Origin of the sequence: Polaromonas sp. A23, assembly GCF_002001015.1 — a bacterium.
In the GTDB taxonomy this organism is placed as follows: Bacteria; Pseudomonadota; Gammaproteobacteria; order Burkholderiales; family Burkholderiaceae_C; genus Polaromonas.
Genome location: NZ_MUNO01000017.1, coordinates 73971 through 97347, shown reverse-complemented (window position 1 = coordinate 97347; position 23377 = coordinate 73971). Strand labels below are relative to the sequence as shown.

The window sequence follows — 23377 nt, the reverse complement described above, 5'->3', positions numbered from 1 at the left end:
TGATTCATCTGAAAGTCAACTCAATTGGCGATGCCCGACCTCTCCACCCGGCAACTGCGCGCCTTTATCGCGCTGGCCGACCAGCGCAGCTTCACCAAAGCGGCTGCGGCCTGCCATTTGTCGCAGCCGGCCTTCAGCGCGTTGATCCGCACGATGGAGCAATCGCTCGGCACCCGGCTGTTTGACCGCGACACCCGCAGCGTGCAGCTGAGCGCCGAAGGGCGCTTGTTTGAAACCTCGGCACGCCAGCTGTTGGGAGACTTCTGCCTGGCCATCAGCGACCTGGGCGACCATGTCGAACGCCGCAAGGGCCGGGTGCATGTTGCTGCCCTGCCCTCGCTGGCTGCGGGCTGGCTGCCAGCCATTTTTGCCGAGTTCAGGAAGACCTGGCCGGGCATAGACCTGAACCTCAGCGACCTCCTGTCCGACCCCTGCATCGACCTGGTGCGCAGCAACAAGGCAGACTTCGCCCTCGCGGCCACCGGCACCAGCCAGGCAGGCCTGGACGTGCAGTTGCTGTGCTCCGACAGATTTTTCCTGGTGTGCCGCAAAGACCACCCGCTGGCCAGCGAAAAAGCGCTGACACTGAAAAAACTGGTGCCCTACCCTTTCATCCACATGTCACGCAACAGCAGCGTGCGCCAGGCGCTTGATGCGGCGCTGCGCCCGTTGCAAACCAATACATTTCTGGAGGTGGATCAACTGGCAACAGTCACCGGCATGGTGGAGGCGGGCCTGGGCATCAGTGTGGTGCCGGCGCTCACACTGTTTCACTTTGAGCGTAAGGCGCTGGTGACGCGATCCCTGCCCATCCCCAATCTGACGCGAAAGATTTATGTGGTGCGCCGGCAAGAGGGAAGCCTGTCCGTGGCCGCAAAGGCTTTGCATGATTTGATTGTTTTGCGAATGAAGGGGTAAGTGCTTGGGTTGTTAGCGTCTTATCCAACAGGACCGGATGCAAGCGGCCTCTGAAAGGGGATATGGTGGCAATGGTTGAAGCGTACTTTGATGAAAGCGGAACTGGTGACGAATCGCCATTTCTGTGCGTCGCAGGCTACATCTTTACGAAAGAAAATGCTGCTGCTTTGGATAGCATGTGGAGAGAAATGCTCAATCGGTATGAGTTGCCGTACTTCCACATGTCGGAGTGCGCTCACGGTGTTGGCATCTACAAGCACTTGACCCGTCAGCAGTGCATTGATGCGGCCACAGAGGCCATAGAACTGATCAAACGGTACGCATCCAGAGGCATCGCGATCTCGCTGGATAAGTCGGCATATCCATTCATCCCCAAAAACGGAATATGGAACAGCCCATATTCCTTTTTGTGCGGTCAAGCGTTTTACGGAGTTAGGAACTGGGCTAACGAAACTCGGTTTGCTGGTGACGCTAGCTATTTTTTTGAGTCTGGAGCCGAAGATTGGGCGCAGGCCGCGAAGTCAATTGAAAAGGTCATGTCAGAAACGGTTCCGCGGAATGACTTTCGTTTTCACACTTATTCGTCAATTGGAAAAACTGAAGCAACACCGGTTCAATGCGCCGATTTGCTAGCGTGGCACTGGTTCACTCATAACAAGAGAATCCTGCGTGGAGAAACTAAAGCCAGGGCTGACTTTAAGAGCTTGATAGGCCTAGAAATCGATCCGCATCACTACGACAAAGAAGCAATTGAGAGGTGGTTAATCTTTTTGGATGTTGCGAAGAGGCAGCTTGCCAAGAACAATGGTGTTCATAGCTCGCTTGAACTTCTTTCCGCCGTCATCCGCCGCTAGCTCCCACATTCATTTCTTCAAATCGCGTTGATAGCAGTGCAATAGCTAGCACTTTCACTCGAACGCCATCAGTACCGTGGAAAGCCGTGGTTGGCTTCGAAAAGCTCAACCCGAACGGTGGAGCGATACACAACGAAAACTTCGCAATGCTTAATCACGCTACTTTATGCGGCACGAACTTCACTTGAATCTCACACCCGACCGCGCTGGCATAACGCTTGAGCGTTGCCAATGACGGTGCATGCTTTCCTGCCGATTCAAGCCGGGAAACGGCACTTTTGGTGGTGCCCATGCGCTCCGCGACAACGTCCTGGGTGAGGCCGGCACGAGCACGCGCCTTGAGCATTTGGCTCGCGACTTGATATTCCAGCGCCAACGCGTCATAGGCCTCTGTAAATCCCTTGCGCGTACGCGCCTTGTCGAGAAATGCCTTGTGGTCATGGTGGACGGGTTTATAGGTCAAATCAGTCATCTTTCAACTCCTTGAGGCGCTTGCGCGCCAGCTTCAACTCGCGGTCAGGTGTTTGCTGGGTCTTCTTGATAAACGCGTGCAACACCACCACACGCTTGCCCAGCAAGAAACAGTAAAACGTGCGACCTATGCCTGACCTCCCACGAGGCCGCAGCTCAAACAGCCCATCGCCAAAGGCGCGCGAGTGCGGCAACCGAAGGCTGGGGCCGTGCTCGACCAGGAGTTCAAGCAAACGCACGTAGTCAGCAAGCACATCCACTGACCACGATTCGATTTCTGTGAGTACACGCTGGTGGAAGTACTCAATTTCAAACGCCATGAGCAGATGTTATCAAATACGCTAACTTTTTGCAACGCGCTCCACTGTCTATTTCGCATGCGCCCGGAAAAACTCCCAGATGACGTCTGTGCCGTTAAGTGAAGAACTCGGTGTATCGGCCCTGCGGCTACCCGGCCGCCCGCCCGGCCAGGAATGGCCGTTGTCCTTGATCAGGTAGAGCTGCACGTCGCGGCCGGCGGGGCAACGGTATTGCGACAACACAAAGGCCGCGCGATCCAGTGTGTCGGGCGCGGCGCCGCAGCCGTTGGCCTGGGCCCAGAAAGCCGCTTGCGCCTGCGCAGGTTTTGCAGCGGTGCCATCCCAGGCGTCGGGGAAGCGCCCGCCAGGTGCGCCGCCCTGGTGGGGCACAGACTTGTCGAGCATGCCGTTGAGCATGAGGGCCGGCACCGGATGCGCCGGCGCCTTTTCATCGCCGAACAGCGCCGCAACCACGGGCGCAATGGCTGCGAACCTGCTGGAGAGCTCGATCCCCAGTCTGTGCGACATCATGCCGCCGTTGGACATGCCTGTTGCGTAAATGCGTTTGGGATCGACCGGGTAATCCTGGATCAGCCTGTCCAGCAAGGCGTTGATGAAAGCCACGTCATTGACACGGCGCTGCATCGCGTAGCCACAGCAATGGCCTGCGTTCCATGTCAGCAGCTTGCCCCTGAAGCGGCTGCTGCCTTCCGGGTAAACAACGATGAAACCTTCTTTTGCGGCTTTCGCGGTAAAGCCCGTCATGTCCTCGGCATTAACGGCGTTGCCGCCGCCGCCATGCAATACCAGCACAAGTGGCAGCCACGCGCCGCCTGGCGCCATGTCACGCGGGGTGCGCACCACATAGCTGCGCTCCACCCCGTCGTGAACCAGGCTTTGCTGCCCGGAAGAAGCCGCAGCCGGGCCTGCCGCATTCGCTGCGGAACAGAAGCCGGACAGCGCGCCCAGCAGCGCCATCATCAACACCAGTTTTTCAAGCTTCCCCAGTTGCATCGCGTTCCCCTTATGGCCTTGCGATATTCTGGCGAAGTCCAGCGGGAACACCCAGGCATTTCAACCGGGGCACGCGCGAGACGTGGCGATCGCGCCACCAAGGCGCTATGAAGTTAATAGCTGCTTGCGCCCGTATCCACTGGGCTGAAGGCCAAAAATACTCAAAGTCCTATACCTGCGCAACGCTGTAGCAGTACTCAGGACTGCATGGCCACCTGAGGCTGGCGCCTGTTTCCGGCGATGCGGTTAAACCATTTGCGCAGCGGATCTTCAATGAATTTGTAGGTCCACCCGGAAACCAGCAGAAGAATGGCGACGTAGGCCAGGGCGACCACGGCGATCAGGACCGTCCCGTGCACGCGCCTGGCGAACGGTTCGACAAAAATCATCAGGATCGGATGCATCATGTACACCGAGTAGGAGCGCTGCCCCAGGATTTGAAAGGGTTTGCTCTTCAACACAGTGGCCGCGAACCCGGTGTCCTGGCTGACCGAAAAAACCAGCAAGGCAAAAAGCAGGGGGCTGGCAAACACCAGCATCGGCCAGGCTTCTGCCACAAAAAAGAGAGCCACCAGCCCGACCAGCCCGGCAAATTGCAGTGCGTTGGCATTCAGCCGCACCTGCCGGCTGAAGTGGTACGTGAGGGCACCGAGGAAAAACGAGCCCACACAACGTGCAAACCCGAAGTCATAAGTGATGTCAAAACACTTGCCGGCCTGCAGGCAGTCATGCACGTGCAGCGCAGCCCAGATGGTTGCAGCCAGACCGGCAACGCTCAGCAATACGTACACGGCAAGGCGAATGCCACCGCGAAACGCGAGGCATACCGCGGCAAACAGCACGTAGGCATAAAACTCTGTGCTGATGCTCCAGCTCACAGGGTTCAGGATCAGCCGGTCGAAAATTCCCATGCCATGGGTAAGCGTGAGGGTTGACACGATCTCGCCGAGCTCAGGGACCAGGTAGCCGGCGAAGTCCGTCCGTTCGAGATGGCCGCCCAGGCCGCGCGAAACGGCCTCCTGCTTGGCCCAGACAAGCAGGTTTTTCGCCAGCACATACAGCACCGTCGAAAACACAAGCAAGGGAAACAGCCGGCCAAAGCGGCGAATCAGAAAAGACCGCAAGTCGCCCGCCGTCTCCAGCCGCGTCGAGTAGGCGGAGCAGATCACGAATCCGCTGATGACGAAAAACAGGTCCACAAACAGGTAGCCGTTGCGGATGACTGAAAGAGCATTGGCGTCATGCCCAAAATGGAACAGGGCTACAAACAACGCGGCAAGCCCGCGCCCACCCTCGAACGACGCAATCGTTCCTGAATTGGTGGGCAAAGATGAACGGGTGTTTGGGTGCAATGTGATGGGGCGCCATCTCATGCCAGCGGACAGCACGAAGACAGTCGCCATGTTAGGGCGGCTGATTTCATTTTAGGAAGGCGCCTCTCACTTTCATCTCTGTCTTGTCGGCAAAGATGTAAGGGTTGTTAAGTGTGTAAGGTGTGCCGCCAGCGCCCCGCCTGGCCTGGCGCGTGCGGGGACCGGGGCGGGAACCGTTTCAGGCCTCGGGCGTATCCGTGTCCTGCAGGCCGTCCAGCAAACCCTTGCGCGCCGCTCCAGCCATTGCCTCGTACCTGCTCCTGAAAGCGTCAAGCTCTTCCTCGCTCAGCTCCTCCAGATCGAGCAGCGCATTGTGCGCCCCCTGGGTTGCGCGAATGAGTTCATCGAGCTTAATCTGAATCGCCTCGGTGTCGCGGTTTTGCGAGTTCTGGATCAGGAACACCATCAGGAAGGTGACGATGGTGGTGCCAGTATTGATGACCAGTTGCCAGGTGTCGCTGAAGCCGAACAACGGTCCGGTCACGATCCAGCCCAGGATCACCAGGACCGCCAGCAAAAAGGTCGAGGGGCGTCCGGCATAGCGGGACGCGGTCTTGGCCGCATTAGAGTACCAGTTGTTGCTTGCCATGAAGAACTCTCTATTTAGGGTTGGCTGGGATCGGGAATGCCCATGTTGCACCACATGTGGACCTTGGACACAAAACCTTCGCCCACGGCAACGGCGAAGGGCTCCACCCCAAAGGCCGTGAAACCGCAGCTTTCGTACAGTGCCTGCGCAGAAGCATTTCCCTGGGTGACCGTTAACTGGACCAGCTTGACACCGGGCCGCTCCCTGGCACCGGCCAACACCGCATCAACCAGCTGCCGGCCAAGCCCGCGCTGGCGAAACCTGATGGGTACATACATGCCGAAGAGGGTGGCCTTGTGGCGCACCTTCTCGCGCCGTTCGAAGGAAAGGCCGGCCACGCCCGCCAGTTGCCCTTCATGAAAGGCAGCAAAAACCAGCTCCGCGGCTTGCGGGTCGGCATTGAGCCGCCTCTCCCACCAGGACAGGGGCAGGGCCGCCCTTTCTTCAACACCGGACGTGAACGCGTCCGGATGCAGTGCGTAAGCCTCCAGCATCAACGCCCGGTAAACCGGCGCATCGGAAGGGTCGAGTCGACGCAGCGTCATGCGATGGCCTGCCCGGGTTACTAGCTGCTCAGACATCGCGGTCAGGCTTGAGCATGGCGCTGGCCAGCACAGTAAAGCCGCCGAGATGCAGCAGGAAGATGAAAGCCTGACCAAACTGCCACTGGTCCCGCCAGCGCGTCCAGTCCGGCGGCGTCACGCCCGAGGCTTGCCAATTAGCCAATTGCCCATTGGCCGGAAGCACCACGGCAGCCCAGACAGCCAGTGACAAGGCGATGGCCGCCGCACTGCCCAGCGTCAATTTGCGCGCCGGGTGTCCGCTTCCCAGCTTCACCACCAGCAACGAAACCAAAACCAGCGCGCCCACTTCCAGGATCGGCCCGATGATGCCAAACAGCCGGTACAGCGTGGACTGCACCGCCAGGTAAAGCTCAGGCCCCCATTTCAGCTTGGGAAAAAGCTCGAGCGCATGGGCCAGGTGCATGCCCATCGCCAGCGCGGCAAAAAGCAGCGAAATCACACGAAGAAAAGCGAGGTTCAAGGTAGGGCTCCCGGAGTTGGAATTGCGGCCTTGCACCCAGGCCTGGTGCGCAGCCGCACGAGCATATGCCAGAGTGCCGCCAAAGTGAAGCCGCCGTGAGCGCAGGCGCCGCCGCGCATGCCTTGGGTCAATGGTCAGCCGGAAGGCAGGCCAGTTCCTTGAACTTTTCCACCTGCCAGGCGTACTCGCTTTCGAACGCTGACGGATCTGTCACCGCGTACCCGCCATAGGCATAGACCGTGGCATAGGCGGCATAACCCGCAGCATCGAGTGCGCGGCCGGCCAGCGCATTGGCCACGGCATAGGTGGCAGAAACCGCGGCGTGGGCCGACCCGTCGATGGAAGGAGAGCCGCGATGGCTGTTGGCGATGGCCGCAATGTCCCGGGCCGCATCATCGAATGCACGTCGATCCAGCCTGCCCGCGATGAAACTCTCAAGCGCAGCGAGGCAACGCATCGCACCAGGGTCTTCCAGCAAATGGCGAACGCGACTCACACAGGCCAGTCCAAAAGCCAGCCGAAGCGGCTCATGCGTCGGGTCAGGCAATCCAAGGTCAGTCGCCAAACGCGACAACTCATGGTTCATGGGAAATTTCCAGGCAGTTCGAAATCATTCAACCGTGACGGGAATTTTATCGAGCGACCGGCTGCCCCACAATGCCGTCGGCAGCAAGCGCACCGTCCAGGCACATCAAGTTGCGCACGGGCCTCCACCCAGTTCGAAGCTATTTCTTTAAGGAAAATCGGCCACGCCCCCTTTATTCACGGGCACAATCAGCTATTAAATCGATAGCGATTTCGAACTGCACCAACACGCTCAGCGATCAAACGCTGGCCGTTTCGGATCAAACTTCCACCCAGGGATCAGGGCCTGCATCGCCACCGCGTCATCACGCGCGCCGAGGCCGTGCTGCTTGTAGAGCTGGTGCGCTTTTTCGACTTCAGCCATGTCGAGTTCGACACCGAGACCCGGCTTCTTTGGCACCTGCACCAGGCCGCCTTCGATTTTTAAAGGCTCTTTTGTCAGGCGTTGGCCGTCCTGCCAGATCCAGTGCGTGTCGATGGCGGTGACGCGGCCGGGCGCGGCGGCACCGACTTGGGTGAACATCGCCAGCGACACATCGAAATGGTTGTTCGAATGCGAACCCCAGGTCAGCCCCCAGTCGCGACATGTTTGCGCAACGCGCACCGAGCCGGCCATGGTCCAGAAATGCGGGTCGGCCAGCGGGATGTCCACCGACTGCAGCGACAGCGCATGGCTCAGTTGCCGCCAATCGGTGGCAATCATGTTGGTCGCGGTCGGCAGGCCGGTGGCGCGCCGAAACTCGGCCATGACTTCGCGACCGGAAAAGCCTTCTTCCGCACCGCAGGGGTCTTCGGCATAGGCAACCACACCGCGCATGTCGCGCATGAGGCGGATCGCATCCTTCAGCAGCCAGCCGCCGTTCGGGTCCAGCGTGACGCGCGCTTTCGGGAAGCGCTCATGCAAGGCGCGAATCGCCGCTACCTCCTCCTCGCCGCGCAGCACGCCTCCCTTGAGCTTGAAGTCGTTGAAGCCGTAACGTTCATGCGCCGCTTCGGCCTGGCGCACGATGGCCTCCGGCGTCACAGCTTCCTCGTGGCGCACGCGCGACCAGGCGTCAGCCGCATCCGGCTCGCTAGCATAGGGCAGCCTTGTTTTGGACTTGTCGCCGACAAAAAACAGATAGCCCAGCATCTCGACCGCCTCGCGCTGCTGGCCTTCGCCGAGCAGCGCCGCCACCGGCACCTCCAGGTGCTGGCCCAGCAGATCAAGCAACGCCGACTCGATGGCCGTGACGGCATGGATGGTGGTGCGCAGGTCAAAGGTCTGCAGGCCGCGGCCTCCGGCATCGCGGTCGGCAAACTGGCGCTGCACACTTTGCAGTACCTGCTGGTGCGAGCCGATCGCCTGGCCCACTACCAGCGGACGCGCATCCTCCAGGGTTTGGCGGATTTTCTCGCCACCGGGCACTTCGCCAACGCCGGTGCGGCCGGCACTGTCGGTCAGGATCAGGATGTTGCGGGTGAAGAAAGGGCCGTGTGCGCCGCTGAGGTTCAGCAGCATGCCGTCGCGGCCGGCGACGGGGATCACGCGCAGGTCGGTGATGCGGGGGGTGGAGGTCTGGGGCATGTCGTTCAGTTCAGTTCAATTCAGATCAGTCGATGCTTATTTTTCCGGTCTCGATCACTTTTTTCCAGCGCGCAAATTCCTGCTGCTGGAAGCTGGCAAATTGTGCCGGGGTATTGGCCACGATCTCGAAGCCGACCGATGTGAACTGCTGCCTGAGCTGCGGGTCGTTCAACGCGGCGACGATGGCGGCATGGGCCTTGCTGCGCACGTCAGCGGGCAGGCCCTTGGGCGCGACCACGGCTTGCCAGGAATAGACCACCAGACCTTTCAGCCCCGATTCACCCAGCGTCGGCACATCCGGCAGCAGGGTCGAGCGCTTTTCAGAGGTGATAGCCAGCGCCCGCAGCTTGCCGGACTTGATGTGCGGGATCACCGCGTTGATGTTCTGGAAGGAAGCATCAACCTGGCCGCCCAGCAAGTCAGTGATGGCTGGTGCGCCGCCCTTGTAGGGCACATGGGTGCCGCTGGTGCCGGTTTGCTGCCAGAACAGTTCGGCCGTCAGATGGTCGCTGGAGCCATTGCCCGAGGACGCAAAACTCATCTTGCCCGGGTTGATCTTTTGATAGGCCACAACCGAGCCCAACGTCTTGTACGGGGATGTGGCTGGCACCACCAGCACATTGGGCGCCTGCACCGCCACCGTGATGGTGTCGAAGTCCTTCAGCGCGTCGTATTGCACGCCGCGGATCAGGTGCGGCGCAATCACCAGCGGGCCCAGTGAAGTCACCAGAAAGGTGTAGCCATCGGGTGCGGCGCGCTTGACCTGGGTGGCGCCAATCGTGCCGGTGGCACCGGCCTTGTTCTCGACCACAAAGGACTGGCCCAATTTGCTGCTCAACTGGGTGGCGATCGCGCGGGCCACGGTGTCGGTGGAGCCGCCGGGCGGAAAAGGAACCACGATGCCCGTGGTTTTCGACGGCCAGGCTTGGGCATGAATACCAGCGCTGGCAAGCAGGCCGATGGCAAGGGTAAGGAATACTTTTTTCACAAGATGTCTCCTGAAAAGCGCTGAAGCGCGCGGGAATGTGAGGACAGTCGCACTGACAAAACGCAAAAGGTAGCGCTACCAAATACCGATGGTAGCGCTACCTAAATACTTGTCAAGCCAGAAAACCCTGTCCTTGGCGGGTCACTGCCTACTCAGGCGCTGTCGCGGTCCACGATGGAAAACCCGACGTCCACCACGCGCTGTTCGACCTCCCGGCCCTCGGCGCGGTCGACGATGAACTGCGCGGCCTGGCGACCTATGGCCATGCTGTCGATGCGCACCGTGGTCAGCGCCGGATGCAGGTCGGCGGCAAATTCGAGGTCGCCAAAGCCGACCACTGCCAGCCGCCCGGGCACGGAAACGCCGCGCACCTGGGCCTCGGTCATCACCCCCAGGGCCAGCAGGTCGGAGCTGCAGAATACCGCGTCAATGTCCGGCGAAGTTTGCAGCAACTCCGCCAGGGCAGCCCGCCCGCTCTTGAGCGTGGTCGGCGCTGGCACGGTGATCACGGGCACCGCCTGCAGTCCGGCCGCCTGCGCCGCAGCCTGAAAGGCCTGTTGGCGCCGCCTCGAGCGCTCGTCATCGCCAGCAATCATGGCCAAGTGGCGCCGGCCTTTGGCGTAGAGAAAATCCACCACCGAGCGGCCCACATCAACGTGCGAAAAACCGACCAGCATGTCGATGGGCGTGGGCGTCAAATCCCAGGTTTCGACGACCGGAATACCGGAAGCCAGCAGGCGCTGGCGGCCCAGTGGTGAATGCATGATGCCGGTCAGCACAATGCCGTCGGGCCGGCGGCTGATCAGGGCGTCCAGCAAATCGTCCTCGCGCGAATCGGCATAACCGCTCTGGCCCAGCATCAGCTGGTAGCCCTGGGCCACCAGTGCTTCGTTAAGCGCGCGGATGGTGCCGAGGAACACCGGCCCCGAAATCGTCGGCACCAGCGCCGCCACCAACCGGCTGCGCGCCGAGGCAAGGCCGCCTGCCACGCGATTCGGCACATAGCCGGTGCTGGCCACGGCTTCGGTAACGCGCCGCACCAGCTCGGCCGAGACCTGGCCCGGCGTGTTGAGCGCACGCGAGGCCGTGATGGGCGCGACACCGGCAATACGCGCCACATCGTGCAGCGTAACGGCGCCGCTGCCGCGGCGGCTGCGCCGTGCGGGAGGAATGGCTTCCTCGCTCATGCGGCGCCCCCGCTTGCCACCGCGCTGGGGGCGGCGTCTCGCGCTATTAATTTAATAGCTATCCACACTCGCGCGACGGGGGCTAGAGGCCAAAAATCCTTGAAGAAATGCAGAACCATCACAACACCGCGTCGCGCAAACGCGCGAACACCTTCCAGAAGGCCGCTTCCTGTGTGGTCGCGAAGTTGATGCGCATCAGGGTACTGGGCTTACGGACCGCATGAAACAGCGCGCCGGGCGCGATCAGGTAACCCTCGTCCAACATGCGCTGCGCCAGCGCATCGGTGTCCACACCGGTTTCCACCCATCCAAATAGACCGGCAGGTTCTGCCGCAAAGCTGCAACCGTGCGCCAGCGCCAGCTTGACGCTGCGCGCGCGGGCTGCGTCCAGCCGGGTGCGTATGCGCTCGGCATGGCGGCGCAGCTGGCCCTGGTCAATGCACCAGGCCAGCGCTTTTTCGAGCAGCGCCGGTGTGGTCAGCGTGCCCAACAGCTTGGTGTCCAGCAGCCGCTCCACCAGGTCGGGTGGCGCGGCCATGAAACCCACGCGCCAGCCGGGCGCCAGGATTTTGGCGAAACCGCTGACGTAAATGGTGCGCTGCAAGCCGTCGAGTGCGCACAGGCGCGTGGCGTGTTCGGGCGCCAGGTGACTATAGGTGTCGTCTTCTGCAATATAGAAGTCGTGCTCATTGGCCAGTTGCAGCACGCGATGCGCACTGCCCGGGGTGAGGCAGTAACCGGTGGGGTTGTGGAACACGCTGACGCTGACAAACAGCTTGGGTTTGTGCAACGCGCAGTACTGGGCCATGACGTCCAGGTCGGGGCCGTCGGCTCGGCGCGGCACCGGAAGAATGCGCATGCCCAGCGCGTCCAGCCGGGCAAACTCCACGGCCCAGCCAGGTTCCTCGACCATCACGCAGTCGCCGGCCCGCAGCAAGGTGCGACTCACGATGTCCAGCGCGTGGGTGGCGCCCACGCTGGTGATGATCTGCTCAGGCACCGCATGCACATTGAGCGCATTGAGTTTTTGCGCCAGCGCCCGCCGCAGGCCGCTGTCGCCCATGGGCTCACCGTAGCTGAGCGAAAACTCACGCAAGGCGCTGGAGCTGGTGACCTTGCGCACCGCTGCCGGCATGAAACTGGTTTCCAGCCACTCGGGGGGAAACACCCCCATGCCCGGCTGCGGCTTGTTGCTGACCTTGTGGAACATGCCGCGGATCAACGCGGTGGCGTCGATCGGCGCCTGCCGTGTGGCCATCCAGGCCGACGTGCTCCAGACCGCAGGTGCCTGCGCCTCGGCAGAGCGGCCCTTCGCACTGGCCGGTGGGCGCGCGACGACGGGGGGCGCGGAAACCTCACGGACGAAAAAACCGCGGTTCTTGCGCGCTTCAACCAGCCCTTGTGCCAGCAACTGGTCATAGGCGGCAACAACGGTGGAAACGCTGACCCCCTGCTGTTCGGCACACAGCCGGACCGACGGAAGCCGTGCACCCGGCGCCAGCAGGCGGTTGCGGATACGGTCGGCAAATCGCGCGCACAACTGCTCGGTCAGCGATTGCGAGGCGGTTTTCATCAACATGTGTGAATCCAGATGAGTGACGGTGAAGTGACTGTGCTGATAAACCGGGCAATACAGTTTAGGAATTTGTAGCCACAACTGTACTGGTGGTGTGCTGGTACAAGACTATAAAGTCTGAAGCATGAATTGGCAAGAATTTACGGCTTTGCTGGTGTTGGCGACGGCGATGAGCTTTTCGCCCGGCCCCAACACCACGCTCTCCACGGCGCTGGCGGCCAACCACGGCCTGCGCCGGGCCATGCCTTTCGTCTGCGCGGTGCCTGTCGGCTGGGGCGTGCTGTTGAGCCTGTGCGCGTTGGGCCTTGGCGCACTGTTGCTGGCCGTGCCGTTGATGGGCCTTGCCGTCAAAGTCATAGGCGTGGCTTACCTGCTCTGGCTGGCTTCCAAAATCGCGCGCACCCGGCAGATGGGCCAGCTCAGCGAAGCCGACGCAGAAAAAATGAATGTCGGCTTCTGGCAAGGCGCAGCGCTGCAGTTCGTCAACATCAAAGCCTGGATGCTGGCGCTGGCGATTGTCAGCGGCTGGATTGCCGGACGCAGCGACCCCGCCATGCGCATGGCCGTGGTGCTGCCCGTGATGCTGGCTTTCGCCTTTGTGAGCAACCTGGCCTATGCGCTGGCCGGTTCGCTGCTGCGCGAATGGCTGGCCGGGCCTGAAGGCACAGCCCGTCGCTTGCTCTGGTTTAACCGAGCCATGGCGCTGGTGCTCGTGGCCACTGCGGTCTGGATGCTCTTCCTATGACACCCACATCCGCCAACATCAACAAAGGGCTCTGGCTCGGCTTGCTGGGCATCGTGATTTTTGCAGTCACGCTGCCAATGACGCGCCTGGCTGTGGGCACACCCGATGCGCCGCAGATGTCCGGCGTTTTCATCGGGATGGGGCGGGCCGTGGTGGCGGCTGCGCTGTCGGCGGTGTTCCTGCTGGCTACCCGCGCACCGCTGCCGCAGCGCAAGGACTGGCTGCCGCTGGCCATCACCGCGGGCGGCGTGGTGTTTGGTTTTCCGCTGTTCACCTCGATTGCCATGCGCTACGTGGAAGCCGTGCATGCAAGCGTCATCGTCGGGGTGCTGCCGCTGGCCACTGCGGCAGTGGGCGCGCTGTTGCACCGCCAGCGTCCATCTGCCGGTTTCTGGCTGTGCGCGGCGCTGGGCAGCACGCTGGTGGTTCTGTTTGCCATGCTGCGTTCGGGCAGTACGGGCGGACTGTCCATCCATTTTGCCGACCTGCTGTTGCTGGCGGCCATGTTGTGCGCGGCCGTTGGTTACGGTTACGGTGCGCGGCTGTCGCAGCACATGCGGGGCGAACATGTGATCTGCTGGGCACTGGTGCTCTCGCTCCCCCTGACCCTGCCGCTGTCCCTCCTGAGCTGGCCCACAGCACCGGTGAAGACGAGCGCTTGGGCCGGCTTTGCCTATGTGGCGGTGTTTTCAGCCTGGCTTGGATTTTTTGCCTGGTACCGCGGCCTGGCGCTGGGCGGCACGGTGCGCGTCAGCCAGGTTCAGCTGGTACAACCTTTCCTGTCCATGCTGTTTGCCGTGCCGCTGCTCGGTGAGCGGCTGGATGCCATCACCGTGGGTTTTGGCCTGGCGGTGATCGCCACCGTCTTCATCGGCAAAAAGATGTCGGTGCACCCCACACCTCGAAGTCGAACGCCAGCACCGCCGGTGGCGCAAGAACTTCTTAATCAACATACGCCATGACGACTTCCGCCTGGTTGCTCTTCATCACCATTTCGCTCGTCACCGCGCTCAGCCCCGGGCCGGGTGTTTTGCTGGCGGTGTCCAATGCCGTCGCCCGGGGACCGCGCAAGACGCTGTGGAGTTCTGCCGGCAATGTGCTGGGCGTGTTCACCGTCTCGGCTGCGGCAATGGCGGGCCTGGGCACCTTGCTGCACACCTCGGTCTGGCTGTTTTCGATGCTCAAAACCGTGGGCGCAATCTACCTCATGTATCTCGGCTGGTGCCAATGGACAAGCAAAGCATCATTGTTCGCCAGCCCTTTGGCCACTGAGTCGTCTCCGGAAAAAAGCCGTGTCGCGCTGTTCCGCCAGGGCCTGCTGGTGGCGCTGACCAACCCGAAGAGCATTCTTTTTTTTACCGCGCTGTTCCCACAGTTCATTCAGCCCGCAGCCCCGATGCTGCCGCAGTTTCTGGTGTTGACCAGCGTCGTCGCCGCCTGCGTACTGATTTCCCATGTAACTTATGCGCTGCTGGCGCACCGCACCCACCGTTGGTTTGGCACGCCACGCCGCGCCAGCATCTTCAACCGCATCTGCGGCGGCTCGTTTGGCCTGCTGGGGCTGAGTCTGCTGCGACTCAAAACCCCTGACTGACCGGAAAACAAACATGTATTCAGCCGCCTTTATTTTTGAACCCGGTACTTACGACCAGCGCTTTCATGCCCTGGACGCGCTCATTGAAGAAGCTGCTCTGGCCACGCCCGGTTACCTGGGAGCGGAGACCTGGCGTTCGGCGGACGGTGCGCGGGTGAACGCCACCTATTTCTGGGAAAGCGAAGAATCGCTGCGCGCGTTTTCAGCACACCCCCGGCACCTGGAAGCAAAAAGCCAGTACACCCGCTGGTACAAGGGCTTCCACATCGTTATCTCGCAGGTGCTGCGCTCTTACGGCGACGGCACGATCGCCCACATCACGCCCAACCAGAGGAAACGCGCATGACAAGCACCCCCGAACAACGCCTGGAGCAACTGGGCCTGACGCTTCCGCCGGTCACCACGCCCCGCGGCAATTTCGACGCCTGGGTGCTGGACGGCTCCACGCTCTATCTGTCAGGCAAGGGGTCGCCCATGCGGGAAGATCTGGCGCTGGTGCCCAAGGTCGATCGCGAGATCAGTGCGGATGAAGCGCGCAGCCATGCGCATGAGGTCGGCCTGAACCTCATCGCCACCATGAAAGCGGCCCTGGGTGATCTCTCGCGTGTGCGCCGTATCGTCAAGGTACTGGGCATGGTCAATGCGGCACCCGATTTCACCGGGCATACCGAAGTCATCAACGGCTGTTCTGATCTGCTGGTGCAGGTTTTCGGCGACGCCGGCCGCCATGCACGTTCGGCCATAGGCGTGGGCTCCCTGCCCCGCGGTTTTGCGGTGGAAATTGAAGCCATCGTTTCGATCACGGAGTAAACAACATGCAAATGAACGACATCCCCTTCGGCACCACCGACTGGTCCAACGTGGAGCGCACCGAACATTCCGCCCTGGAAGGCAAAGCCTTCTGGCGCACCCGCAAGTTTGGCGATGTTCGAGTGCGCATGGTGGAGTACACGCCCGGCTATGTTTCCGACCACTGGTGCAGCAAGGGCCACATCCTGCTTTGTCTGGAAGGCGAGTTGCAGACGGAACTGGACAACGGTGAAGTGCACGTGTTGCTGCCCGGCATGAGTTACCAGGTGGCAGACGGCGCCGAGGCTCACCGATCGACCTCGCCTTCGGGGGCCAAACTGTTTATCGTGGACTGACCCGGCACGAGCCACCGCCACACCGCCAACCCGCACCAGGAAAGCTTTCATGCACATCGCCATCCTTACCTTCGACGGATTCAACGAACTGGATTCCTTGATTGCCTACGGAATGCTGAGCCGCATTTCGCTGCGGGGTGATGCCGACTGGAGAGTCAGCATTGCCAGCCCCACCGCGCGGGTGACGTCCATGAACGGCCTCACCATCGATGCGCACATCAGCCTGAAAGAAGCCAACCAGGCCGATGCCGTATTAATCGGCAGTGGCATGAAAACGCGTGAGGTTGCCAACGACGCAGCCATCCTTGGCCAGCTGCAGCTCAATCCGGAAAGACAGCTCATAGCAGCGCAGTGCTCCGGCACTTTTTTGCTCGCCAAGCTGGGGCTTGTCGGCCAGATGCCGGCATGCACGGACCTGACCAGCAAGCCCTGGGTGCAGGCGGCAGGGGTGAGCATCCTGAACCAGGCCTTCTTCGCCAAGGGCAACCTGGCAACCGCGGGCGGTTGCATGTCCGCTCAATATATTTCTGCATGGCTGATTGCCCGGCTGAAGGGCATAGACGACGCCCGGGAAGTGCTGCACTACTTTGCCCCGGTTGGTGAAAAGGAAGAATACGTCACGCGGGGACTTGCACACCTGGAAGCGAATTTAGAGGAACAGCGGATGACGCCGGAAACGTCCGGCGCGTCGTGACGATTACGGAACCAAGCTGATGGACGTGACGCCGGAATCCCCCGAACAAACACGCAAACGGCTTTTGCGCGTGATGGCGCACGCACGCGTTGACCTGCTGCCGGGTGGCTACACCTTCGTCGAATTTCCCTTGGCGCAGTTTCCCGCGCATCTGGTGACAAACACTGCATGCGAAGCGCTCGCTTTGGTACGTGACCACGCTGTCTGGAGCGCGCTGGTGCCCGCATCCGCATCAACAAAAGCCGAGGACCGCTATGTCGTGGCGTGCTTGCATTTCGCGCCTGATATTCCCAACAGCGGCTTTGTAGGCTGGCTCGCCAGCGAGTTCAAGCAGCAGTTGGGAACGGGCGTGTTTGTCATCTGCGGACATCATGCGGCCGACGGCGGCGTATTTGATTACTGGGGAATTCCGGAAAGCGTGGCTCAGCAGGCTGTCAGCCTGATTCACGCCATGCAAGCGCGGGGAAGAGGTGCAGAATGAAAGCGGCAGACCCATCCCTGCTTTTGGCAGTGGCCGGGGCTGCATCTTTTGAAACTTTGCAGAAAATTTTTGTGACCCGGGTTGTCTTTAACGACCCACAAGGAGGAGAGTGAAATGAGCGACATGCATTGGACCCAGGCGCGACGCGCCACCAAAATGAACCCCTCGGTGATTCGCGAAATCCTGAAGGTCACAGAGAAGCCCGGCATCATCAGTTTTGCCGGAGGGCTTCCTTCGCCCAGGACTTTCCCCGTCGCCGCATTTCGCGAAGCCTGCGACAAAGTGTTGCGCGAAGATGGCCACGCCGCACTGCAATACGCGGCAAGTGAAGGTTATGGCCCGCTGCGCGAAATGGTGGCCGACATGCTGCCCTGGGATGTTGATCCGGCGCAGGTGCTGATCACCACCGGCTCGCAGCAAGGCCTGGACCTGGTTGCCAAAATCCTGATCGACGCGGGCAGCCGCGTACTGGTTGAAACGCCCACCTACCTGGGCGCCCTGCAGGCCTTCACGCCAATGGAACCCGAGATCGTGGGTGTGGGCAGTGACGCCGAAGGGGTGGACATTGCCGACCTGGCCAACAAAGCCGCCGGTGCACGCTTCTTTTATGTGCTGCCAAATTTTCAGAACCCGACCGGCCGCACCATGTCCGAAGCACGCCGCGCGGCGCTCAGTGCCGAAGCCGCGCGCCTGGGCCTGCCCATTGTGGAAGACAACCCTTATGGCGACCTGTGGTTTGATGTCCCGCCGCCGCTGCCGCTAACTGCACGCAACCCGGAAGGCTGCGTCTACATGGGCTCTTTCTCCAAGATCCTGGCGCCCGGTTTGCGTCTGGGCTTTCTGGTGGCGCCCAAGTCGCTTTACCCCAAGCTGCTGCAGGCTAAGCAGGCGGCCGACCTGCACACGCCGGGTTTCAACCAGCGCATGGTCGTTGAGACCATGAAGGACCACTTCCTCGACCGCCACGTGCCGACCATTCGCGCCCTGTACAAATCGCAACGTGACGCCATGCTGGCCGCGCTGAAACGCGAAATGCCGGATGACGTGAGCTGGAACACACCTGACGGCGGCATGTTCCTGTGGGCTCGCCTTCCCGAGGGCATGAGCGCAGTGGCGCTGTTGCCCAAAGCTGTCGAGAAGAATGTGGCGTTTGTGCCCGGTGCTGCTTTTTACGCCGACAACGCCGACGAACGCAGCCTGCGGCTATCGTTTGTCACGGCCAGCATCGAACAGATCAACACCGGCGTGGCGGCACTGGCAGCAGCGATCCGGGAAAGCCGGCCCGCACAGTCGGAAACTGCGAACACCGCACAACTGATCGGGGCGAAATAGATGCTGAAAATCTGGGGACGGATGAGCTCCATCAACGTCAAGAAGGTGGTCTGGACCGCGCAGGAGCTCGGCCTGGATTTTCAGCGCACCGAGGCCGGCGGCCAGTTCGGCGTGGTCAAAACGCCCGAGTACATGCAGCTCAACCCCAATTCGCTGGTGCCGATGATCGAGGACGAAGGTTTTGTGCTCTGGGAGTCCAACGTCATCGTGCGTTACCTGTGTGCCCGGCATTCGGCCGGCGAGATGTACCCGACAGACCTGCACGAGCGTTTTGATGCCGAGCGCTGGATGGACTGGCAGCAGACCACATTGAACCCGGCCAGCCGGCCCGGCTTTGTGCAGCTGATTCGCACACCACCCGAGCAACGCGATGCCGCGCTGGTTGCCGACTCCAATGCTGCCGTCGAAGCCTTGATGGCGACGCTGGATGCCCATCTGGCGCAGCGCTATTTCATGATCGGTGAGCGCTTCACCATGGCCGATATACCGCTGGCCTGCGAAGTCCATCGCTGGTTTGGCTTGCCGCAGCCCCGCCAGAGCCGGCCCCACATTGAACGCTGGTACGACAGCATCCGTGCACGACAGGCCAGCAAAGGCGTGCTGGACCTGGCCTTGTCTTGACCCTTTCACCGACGAAATTCCACCCATGAAAAACAGGCCATTCAAGCAAGTCGACGTCTTCACTTCCCAGCCTTATTTCGGCAACCCTCTGGCCGTGGTGCTGGACGGCAGCGGACTGGATGATGAGGCCATGCAGCGGTTTGCCCGCTGGACCAACCTCTCGGAAACCACTTTCCTGTTGCCGCCTGCGGACCCTGCGGCCGACTACCGGGTCCGCATCTTCACGCCCGGCGGTGAATTGCCTTTCGCCGGACATCCCACGCTGGGCAGCTGCCACGCCTGGCTGCAAGCCGGCGGCCAGCCCAAGCGCAAGGACTTCATCGTGCAGGAATGTCGGGTAGGCCTGATCAACATCCGCCGCGAAGGTACCCGCCAGGCCTTTGCCGCGCCGGCACTTAAACGCTCGGCCCCCAGCCCGGTCGTCCTCGCACAGGTGGCCGCCGCACTCGGCCTGAAGGCACAACAGATCCTGGCGGCGCAGCTGCTGGACAACGGCCCGGTCTGGCTCGGCCTGCTGCTGGACGGCGCCGAGACCGTGTTGCAAATCGAACCCGACCACCTCGCACTTAAAAAGCATGGGGTCAAAGTGGGCGTAGCCGGCGCGTACCGGGCACCAGATGCTTCTGTTTTGATAGCGCGCAAAAACCGGGAAGCCCGCGCCTTTGCCGCCAGTGCACCTGCAGCGGTGGCCGAGTCTGTTGCTGCAGATTTTGAAATACGCGCCTTCGCTGCACCCATGGGCATTGAGGAAGACCCGGTCACCGGCAGTCTCAACGCCAGCCTGGCCCAGTGGTTGATTGCCGAGGGCCACGCACCCGAGCGTTATCTGGCCTCTCAAGGCGTCTGCCTTGGCCGCGCCGGACAGGTGCATATTGAACGCGACGCCACAGGCCAGGTCTGGGTCGGTGGGCAATCCGTCACCTGCATCGAAGGTTCGGTGACGCTATGAACCTCCGGGCACAGGTCGATCATCTTGTCGTCGTGGCCGGCAGCCTGGCGCAGGGCGTGGCCTGGTGTGAAGAAACGCTGGGCATCAGCCCCGGCCCCGGCGGTGAACACCCCCTGATGGGCACACATAACCGGCTGTTCAGCGTAGCCAACCCGGCCTATCCGCGCACCTACTTCGAGATCATCGCCATCCAGCCCGGCGTCACCCCACTGCGGGCGGCCGGCACACACCGCTGGTTCGACATGGACGATGCCTTGCTGCAGGCACGCGTGTCGCAACACGGCCCGCAGCTGGTGCATTTCGTGGCCAGCATCTCCGGCGTGGTTTCCGGCATCAAGGCCCTGGCGGCGCAGGGACTGGACCGGGGCCACGCACTGGAAGTCTCCCGCCAGACCGCCAACGGATTGCTGAAGTGGCGCATCACCGTGCGCGACGATGGCCAACGGCTTTTCTACGGCGCGCTGCCCACGCTGATCCAGTGGGGTGACGCCAGCGAAGACCCGTCCACCTCCGCGCATCCGCTGGACACCATGCCGCCCTCAGGCGTCACCTTGCGGTCGCTGCGGGTGAGCCACCCGCGTCATGAAAAGCTGTTGGCTGGCCACGCCGCCATCGGCCTGGCCGGGGTCACCGTGACGCCGGGGGCACCCAATATTGCCGCCACGCTGCAGACGCCGCGCGGGCCGGTCACGCTTGAATCGAAAGGAATCTGAATGCTGACGCCACAAGAAATTGCCTGGTTTGCGCTGGTTGCGCTGGCCCTCGTGCTGACACCCGGGCCCAACATGATTTACTGTATCTCGCGCACCTTGTGCCAGGGCCGCGGCGCTGGCATGGTGTCGCTCGCCGGCGTTGCGCTGGGCTTTGTCGTGCATCTGCTGGCAGCGTCTTTTGGCCTCACGGCCGTGCTGCTGGCTGTGCCCATGGCGTTCACCGCGATCAAGGTCACTGGCGCTCTGTACCTGTTGTGGCTGGCCTGGCAAGCGATCAGGCCCGGCGGGCTGTCCCCCTTTGAAACCCGCGAACTGCCGCATGACCCTCCGCGCAAGCTGTTCCTGATGGGTTTCATGACCAATCTCCTCAACCCGAAAGTAGCAATGTTCTATCTGTCTTTTTTTCCCCAGTTTCTGCACCCGGAACGCGGCGACCTGCTGTTGCAAAGCCTGAGCCTGGGCGCCGTGCAGATTGGTGTAAGTGTGGGCGTCAACACACTGCTGATCTGTTTTGCGGCCGGCTTGTCCGTCTTTTTGACCCGCAGCATGGGCTGGATGCGCGTGCAGCGTTATGTCATGGGCACCGTGCTGGGCCTGCTGGCCTTGCGCATGCTCACTGAAAAACGGGCGGCAGCATGAGTGCGGTATTGCGCGAAGAAGAGGTGGCCTTGGCGCCGCGCCTGCTCCCCGGCTTGCCCAGGCTGCAGGACATCGAACACGCCGCGCGCGTGGTGTATCGCGAGTTCCAGGCCACGCCGCAATATCACTGGGGTCTGTCCAGCCAGCGCCTGGGCACCGACTGCTGGATCAAGCATGAGAATCACACGCCGGTCGGCGCTTTCAAGATACGCGGCGGGTTGACGTATTTCGACGCACTGAAACAAGCCGGTGACTTGCCGTCCGAGGTGATCAGCGCCACGCGCGGCAACCACGGCCAGAGCATGGGCTGGGCAGCGCGCGCGCACGGCGTGGCCTGCACCATCGTGGTCCCGCGCGGTAATTCGCTGGAGAAAAATAACTCCATGCGCGCACTCGGCGTGACGTTGATCGAGCACGGCGACGACTTCCAGGAAAGCCGCGAGTTCGCCATGCGGCTGGCCACCGAACGCGGCGCCCACATGGTGCCTAGTTTTCACGCCAACCTGCTTAGCGGTGTCAGCACCTACTGGTGGGAGTTCATGCTGGCCGTTCCGCAGCTTGACGTGGTTTATGTGCCAATTGGCCAGGGTTCCGGCGCATGCTCGGCGATTGCCGCCAAACTGGCCTTGAAACGCAACCTGCGCGTTGTCGGCGTCGTCAGCGCCCACGCCACCACCTACGCCGACTCACTGGCCGCAGGCCGTGTTGTCGAGGCACCGGTGACCACACAACTGGCCGACGGCATGGCCTGCCGTATTGCAGACCAGAAAGCGCTGGACATTCTGCTGCCCCAACTGGACCGCATCGTGAAAGTCACCGATGCCGAGGTGGCTAAAGCCATGCGCGACCTGTATGCCGACACCCACAATGTGGCCGAGGGTGCAGGCGCAGCGAGCTTTGCCGCAGCCATGCAGGAGCGCGCGCAGCTCAAGAACCAGGTGGTGGGCGTGACCCTGTGCGGCGGCAATGTCGACAGCAGTGTTTTTGCCAGGGTACTTGAAGCCGGCGATCAGGCCGATTTGAGCCAGTCCTGAAATCGCCGCAGCACCATCATTTCTGACTTCCACTCGGGGTAGCGCAGGTAGTAGGCCTTTTCCGCCTTCCAGGCCATGGGCGACAGTTGTTTGACCTGGCCGCTCGCCACCGCCCCGGCAGCAGCATACTCGGGAAGAAGCGCCACGCCAAGCCCGGCAATCACGCCGTTCAAGGCCATGGACAGCAAGTCGTACTGGGGACCGGCGTCCAGGCGTTGCGCCGGCAGCAGATCGCTCAACCCCGCCTGCGCCAGCCAGCTTGCCCAGGCGTGAGGCACCGTGGTGTGGCGAATCAGCGGGTAGGCCAACAACGCGTTTTTCAGCGCTTGGGGCCCGCTCGCGCGCGACAAGCCTTTCAATAACCGGGGAGCGACATAGGGCCGCAGCGACAGAGGCAGCACGAGTTCGGCGCGCAGGCCGGCGGTTGCGCCACTGCAAAACTCGATGGCGGCGTCATGCGGGGCGCTGGAAAAATCCACCGGCCCGATGTGCGTGGACAGGTTCAGCGTGACTTCAGGGTGGGCCGCAACAAAGCCGCTCAGACGAGGGATGAGCCAGTACGTGGCGAAAGTGGATGCCACACAGAGATCAAGAGCGCCTCCCGCGCCCTTGTGCGTCATGACATTTTGTGTCGCCCGCTCCAGTTGGCGCAATGCGATTGAAACTTCCGCCAAATAGGCATTGCCAACGTTCGTCAGTTTGAGACCCGCGCGCTTGCGCACAAACAGCGACACACCCAGATGCGCCTCCAGCCCCAGCACCTGGTGGCTCACCGCCCCCTGGGTGAGATGAATCTCCGCCGCAGCCTTGGTGAAGCTTTCATGGCGCGCACTGGCATCAAAGCAGCGCAGCGCCATCAAGGAAGGAAGTGTGGTCATTGCATTAATAAAACTATTGCAACAGATAAAACTATTCGTTTGTCTGGTCGGCTTTACTGTAATAAATTCGCTTCACCTTCAATACAC

General features: G+C 61.7%; 29 protein-coding genes. 16 read left to right on the top strand and 13 right to left on the bottom strand.

What is annotated here, in order from left to right:
- Positions 1 to 30: 30 nt before the first annotated feature.
- Together B0B52_RS07955 and B0B52_RS07950 are read left to right on the top strand one after the other, a co-directional pair.
- Positions 31 to 918: a LysR family transcriptional regulator gene (locus B0B52_RS07955; protein WP_077593092.1), complete on the top strand. Its 888-nt coding sequence runs from the start codon at positions 31 to 33 to the stop codon at positions 916 to 918.
- A 62-nt stretch (positions 919 to 980) separates the two neighbouring features.
- Positions 981 to 1772 (top strand): DUF3800 domain-containing protein, encoded by a 792-nt coding sequence (locus B0B52_RS07950; RefSeq protein ID WP_077593091.1) that lies wholly within the window; start codon positions 981 to 983, stop codon positions 1770 to 1772.
- 154 nt (positions 1773 to 1926) lie between these two features.
- Here the strand turns inward: B0B52_RS07950 and B0B52_RS07945 are convergent, their stop codons facing one another.
- The 12 genes from B0B52_RS07945 to B0B52_RS07890 all read right to left on the bottom strand — a co-directional run bounded on the left by B0B52_RS07945 (position 1927) and on the right by B0B52_RS07890 (position 12468).
- On the bottom strand, positions 1927 to 2244 hold the full coding sequence (locus tag B0B52_RS07945) for a helix-turn-helix domain-containing protein (protein ID WP_077593090.1): 318 nt from the start codon (positions 2242 to 2244) through the stop codon (positions 1927 to 1929).
- Complete coding sequence (locus B0B52_RS07940; RefSeq protein ID WP_077593089.1) at positions 2237 to 2563, bottom strand: type II toxin-antitoxin system RelE/ParE family toxin; 327 nt, start codon at positions 2561 to 2563, stop codon at positions 2237 to 2239. Before B0B52_RS07940 ends, B0B52_RS07945 begins: the two co-directional genes overlap by 8 nt.
- A 48-nt stretch (positions 2564 to 2611) precedes the next feature.
- Entirely contained in the window at positions 2612 to 3556 is a 945-nt protein-coding gene (locus tag B0B52_RS07935) for a PHB depolymerase family esterase (protein ID WP_077593088.1), read from the bottom strand.
- A 197-nt stretch (positions 3557 to 3753) separates the two neighbouring features.
- Positions 3754 to 4908, bottom strand: a complete 1155-nt coding sequence (locus B0B52_RS07930; protein WP_217349789.1) for an acyltransferase — start codon at positions 4906 to 4908, stop codon at positions 3754 to 3756.
- Between the two features lie 199 nt (positions 4909 to 5107).
- Positions 5108 to 5518, bottom strand: a complete 411-nt coding sequence (locus tag B0B52_RS07925) for a low affinity iron permease family protein (RefSeq protein WP_077593086.1) — start codon at positions 5516 to 5518, stop codon at positions 5108 to 5110.
- A 14-nt stretch (positions 5519 to 5532) separates the two neighbouring features.
- On the bottom strand, positions 5533 to 6063 hold the full coding sequence (locus B0B52_RS07920) for a GNAT family N-acetyltransferase (protein ID WP_077593085.1): 531 nt from the start codon (positions 6061 to 6063) through the stop codon (positions 5533 to 5535).
- 28 nt (positions 6064 to 6091) lie between these two features.
- A complete protein-coding gene (locus B0B52_RS07915) occupies positions 6092 to 6562 on the bottom strand; it encodes a hypothetical protein (protein WP_077593084.1) in 471 nt (156 codons plus the stop codon).
- Between the two features lie 127 nt (positions 6563 to 6689).
- Positions 6690 to 7148, bottom strand: a complete 459-nt coding sequence (locus B0B52_RS07910) for a hypothetical protein (protein WP_077593083.1) — start codon at positions 7146 to 7148, stop codon at positions 6690 to 6692.
- A 231-nt stretch (positions 7149 to 7379) separates the two neighbouring features.
- On the bottom strand, positions 7380 to 8714 hold the full coding sequence (gudD, locus tag B0B52_RS07905; RefSeq protein ID WP_077593082.1) for a glucarate dehydratase: 1335 nt from the start codon (positions 8712 to 8714) through the stop codon (positions 7380 to 7382).
- Between the two features lie 25 nt (positions 8715 to 8739).
- The gene (locus B0B52_RS07900) at positions 8740 to 9702 is read right to left on the bottom strand and encodes a tripartite tricarboxylate transporter substrate binding protein (protein WP_077593081.1); all 963 of its coding nucleotides are present in this window, start codon (positions 9700 to 9702) and stop codon (positions 8740 to 8742) included.
- A 152-nt stretch (positions 9703 to 9854) separates the two neighbouring features.
- Complete coding sequence (locus tag B0B52_RS07895; protein ID WP_077593080.1) at positions 9855 to 10889, bottom strand: LacI family DNA-binding transcriptional regulator; 1035 nt, start codon at positions 10887 to 10889, stop codon at positions 9855 to 9857.
- Positions 10890 to 11007: 118 nt separating this feature from the next.
- Positions 11008 to 12468, bottom strand: a complete 1461-nt coding sequence (locus B0B52_RS07890; RefSeq protein ID WP_077593079.1) for a PLP-dependent aminotransferase family protein — start codon at positions 12466 to 12468, stop codon at positions 11008 to 11010.
- 121 nt (positions 12469 to 12589) lie between these two features.
- Between B0B52_RS07890 and B0B52_RS07885 the strand changes: the two genes are divergently transcribed.
- From B0B52_RS07885 to B0B52_RS07820, 14 genes are all read left to right on the top strand, one after another.
- Positions 12590 to 13210 carry a LysE family translocator gene (locus tag B0B52_RS07885; RefSeq protein WP_077593078.1) on the top strand — a complete coding sequence of 207 codons (621 nt, stop codon included), beginning with the start codon at positions 12590 to 12592 and terminating at the stop codon, positions 13208 to 13210.
- The gene (locus B0B52_RS07880) at positions 13207 to 14172 is read left to right on the top strand and encodes a DMT family transporter (RefSeq protein ID WP_077593077.1); all 966 of its coding nucleotides are present in this window, start codon (positions 13207 to 13209) and stop codon (positions 14170 to 14172) included. The genes B0B52_RS07885 and B0B52_RS07880 overlap by 4 nt, the downstream gene beginning before the upstream one ends.
- Positions 14169 to 14804, top strand: coding sequence for a LysE family translocator (locus tag B0B52_RS07875; RefSeq protein WP_077593076.1), 636 nt, complete (start codon positions 14169 to 14171; stop codon positions 14802 to 14804). Before B0B52_RS07880 ends, B0B52_RS07875 begins: the two co-directional genes overlap by 4 nt.
- 13 nt (positions 14805 to 14817) lie before the next feature.
- A complete protein-coding gene (locus B0B52_RS07870; RefSeq protein ID WP_077593075.1) occupies positions 14818 to 15150 on the top strand; it encodes an antibiotic biosynthesis monooxygenase in 333 nt (110 codons plus the stop codon).
- Positions 15147 to 15614: a RidA family protein gene (locus B0B52_RS07865; protein WP_077593074.1), complete on the top strand. Its 468-nt coding sequence runs from the start codon at positions 15147 to 15149 to the stop codon at positions 15612 to 15614. The genes B0B52_RS07870 and B0B52_RS07865 overlap by 4 nt, the downstream gene beginning before the upstream one ends.
- A gap of 5 nt (positions 15615 to 15619) precedes the next feature.
- A complete protein-coding gene (locus B0B52_RS07860) occupies positions 15620 to 15949 on the top strand; it encodes a DHCW motif cupin fold protein (RefSeq protein WP_077593073.1) in 330 nt (109 codons plus the stop codon).
- Positions 15950 to 15998: 49 nt separating this feature from the next.
- Entirely contained in the window at positions 15999 to 16643 is a 645-nt protein-coding gene (locus B0B52_RS07855; RefSeq protein ID WP_077593072.1) for a DJ-1/PfpI family protein, read from the top strand.
- Between the two features lie 19 nt (positions 16644 to 16662).
- Positions 16663 to 17124 (top strand): DUF6196 family protein, encoded by a 462-nt coding sequence (locus B0B52_RS07850; protein ID WP_217349788.1) that lies wholly within the window; start codon positions 16663 to 16665, stop codon positions 17122 to 17124.
- A gap of 123 nt (positions 17125 to 17247) precedes the next feature.
- Complete coding sequence (locus tag B0B52_RS07845; RefSeq protein WP_077593257.1) at positions 17248 to 18456, top strand: PLP-dependent aminotransferase family protein; 1209 nt, start codon at positions 17248 to 17250, stop codon at positions 18454 to 18456.
- Positions 18457 to 19077 (top strand): glutathione S-transferase family protein, encoded by a 621-nt coding sequence (locus B0B52_RS07840; RefSeq protein ID WP_077593070.1) that lies wholly within the window; start codon positions 18457 to 18459, stop codon positions 19075 to 19077.
- A 25-nt stretch (positions 19078 to 19102) separates the two neighbouring features.
- Positions 19103 to 20026, top strand: coding sequence for a PhzF family phenazine biosynthesis protein (locus B0B52_RS07835; protein WP_077593069.1), 924 nt, complete (start codon positions 19103 to 19105; stop codon positions 20024 to 20026).
- Positions 20023 to 20739: a VOC family protein gene (locus B0B52_RS07830; RefSeq protein ID WP_077593068.1), complete on the top strand. Its 717-nt coding sequence runs from the start codon at positions 20023 to 20025 to the stop codon at positions 20737 to 20739. The genes B0B52_RS07835 and B0B52_RS07830 overlap by 4 nt, the downstream gene beginning before the upstream one ends.
- Positions 20740 to 21378, top strand: a complete 639-nt coding sequence (locus B0B52_RS07825; protein WP_077593067.1) for a LysE family translocator — start codon at positions 20740 to 20742, stop codon at positions 21376 to 21378. It abuts the gene before it with no gap.
- Positions 21375 to 22412 carry a threonine dehydratase gene (locus B0B52_RS07820; RefSeq protein WP_077593066.1) on the top strand — a complete coding sequence of 346 codons (1038 nt, stop codon included), beginning with the start codon at positions 21375 to 21377 and terminating at the stop codon, positions 22410 to 22412. The genes B0B52_RS07825 and B0B52_RS07820 overlap by 4 nt, the downstream gene beginning before the upstream one ends.
- Here B0B52_RS07820 and B0B52_RS07815 read toward each other — a convergent pair.
- Positions 22388 to 23290, bottom strand: coding sequence for a LysR substrate-binding domain-containing protein (locus B0B52_RS07815; RefSeq protein ID WP_077593065.1), 903 nt, complete (start codon positions 23288 to 23290; stop codon positions 22388 to 22390). The genes B0B52_RS07820 and B0B52_RS07815 overlap by 25 nt on opposite strands.
- Positions 23291 to 23377: the final 87 nt, after the last annotated feature.

Bases quoted from the DNA above. Each gene is read 5' to 3' on its own strand.
- B0B52_RS07840 (WP_077593070.1), top strand. From the start codon at position 18,457: ATGCTGAAAATCTGGGGACGGATGAGCTCCATCAACGTCAAGAAGGTG.
- B0B52_RS07950 (WP_077593091.1), top strand. From the start codon at position 981: ATGGTGGCAATGGTTGAAGCGTACTTTGATGAAAGCGGAACTGGTGAC.
- B0B52_RS07890 (WP_077593079.1), bottom strand. From the start codon at position 12,468: ATGTTGATGAAAACCGCCTCGCAATCGCTGACCGAGCAGTTGTGCGCG.
- B0B52_RS07835 (WP_077593069.1), top strand. From the start codon at position 19,103: ATGAAAAACAGGCCATTCAAGCAAGTCGACGTCTTCACTTCCCAGCCT.
- B0B52_RS07845 (WP_077593257.1), top strand. From the start codon at position 17,248: ATGCATTGGACCCAGGCGCGACGCGCCACCAAAATGAACCCCTCGGTG.
- B0B52_RS07855 (WP_077593072.1), top strand. From the start codon at position 15,999: ATGCACATCGCCATCCTTACCTTCGACGGATTCAACGAACTGGATTCC.
- B0B52_RS07955 (WP_077593092.1), top strand. From the start codon at position 31: ATGCCCGACCTCTCCACCCGGCAACTGCGCGCCTTTATCGCGCTGGCC.
- B0B52_RS07920 (WP_077593085.1), bottom strand. From the start codon at position 6,063: ATGACGCTGCGTCGACTCGACCCTTCCGATGCGCCGGTTTACCGGGCG.
- B0B52_RS07870 (WP_077593075.1), top strand. From the start codon at position 14,818: ATGTATTCAGCCGCCTTTATTTTTGAACCCGGTACTTACGACCAGCGC.
- B0B52_RS07895 (WP_077593080.1), bottom strand. From the start codon at position 10,889: ATGAGCGAGGAAGCCATTCCTCCCGCACGGCGCAGCCGCCGCGGCAGC.
- B0B52_RS07850 (WP_217349788.1), top strand. From the start codon at position 16,663: ATGGACGTGACGCCGGAATCCCCCGAACAAACACGCAAACGGCTTTTG.
- B0B52_RS07820 (WP_077593066.1), top strand. From the start codon at position 21,375: ATGAGTGCGGTATTGCGCGAAGAAGAGGTGGCCTTGGCGCCGCGCCTG.
- B0B52_RS07945 (WP_077593090.1), bottom strand. From the start codon at position 2,244: ATGACTGATTTGACCTATAAACCCGTCCACCATGACCACAAGGCATTT.
- B0B52_RS07910 (WP_077593083.1), bottom strand. From the start codon at position 7,148: ATGAACCATGAGTTGTCGCGTTTGGCGACTGACCTTGGATTGCCTGAC.
- B0B52_RS07885 (WP_077593078.1), top strand. From the start codon at position 12,590: ATGAATTGGCAAGAATTTACGGCTTTGCTGGTGTTGGCGACGGCGATG.
- B0B52_RS07825 (WP_077593067.1), top strand. From the start codon at position 20,740: ATGCTGACGCCACAAGAAATTGCCTGGTTTGCGCTGGTTGCGCTGGCC.
- B0B52_RS07830 (WP_077593068.1), top strand. From the start codon at position 20,023: ATGAACCTCCGGGCACAGGTCGATCATCTTGTCGTCGTGGCCGGCAGC.
- B0B52_RS07940 (WP_077593089.1), bottom strand. From the start codon at position 2,563: ATGGCGTTTGAAATTGAGTACTTCCACCAGCGTGTACTCACAGAAATC.
- gudD (WP_077593082.1), bottom strand. From the start codon at position 8,714: ATGCCCCAGACCTCCACCCCCCGCATCACCGACCTGCGCGTGATCCCC.
- B0B52_RS07925 (WP_077593086.1), bottom strand. From the start codon at position 5,518: ATGGCAAGCAACAACTGGTACTCTAATGCGGCCAAGACCGCGTCCCGC.
- B0B52_RS07935 (WP_077593088.1), bottom strand. From the start codon at position 3,556: ATGCAACTGGGGAAGCTTGAAAAACTGGTGTTGATGATGGCGCTGCTG.
- B0B52_RS07865 (WP_077593074.1), top strand. From the start codon at position 15,147: ATGACAAGCACCCCCGAACAACGCCTGGAGCAACTGGGCCTGACGCTT.
- B0B52_RS07880 (WP_077593077.1), top strand. From the start codon at position 13,207: ATGACACCCACATCCGCCAACATCAACAAAGGGCTCTGGCTCGGCTTG.
- B0B52_RS07875 (WP_077593076.1), top strand. From the start codon at position 14,169: ATGACGACTTCCGCCTGGTTGCTCTTCATCACCATTTCGCTCGTCACC.
- B0B52_RS07815 (WP_077593065.1), bottom strand. From the start codon at position 23,290: ATGACCACACTTCCTTCCTTGATGGCGCTGCGCTGCTTTGATGCCAGT.
- B0B52_RS07860 (WP_077593073.1), top strand. From the start codon at position 15,620: ATGCAAATGAACGACATCCCCTTCGGCACCACCGACTGGTCCAACGTG.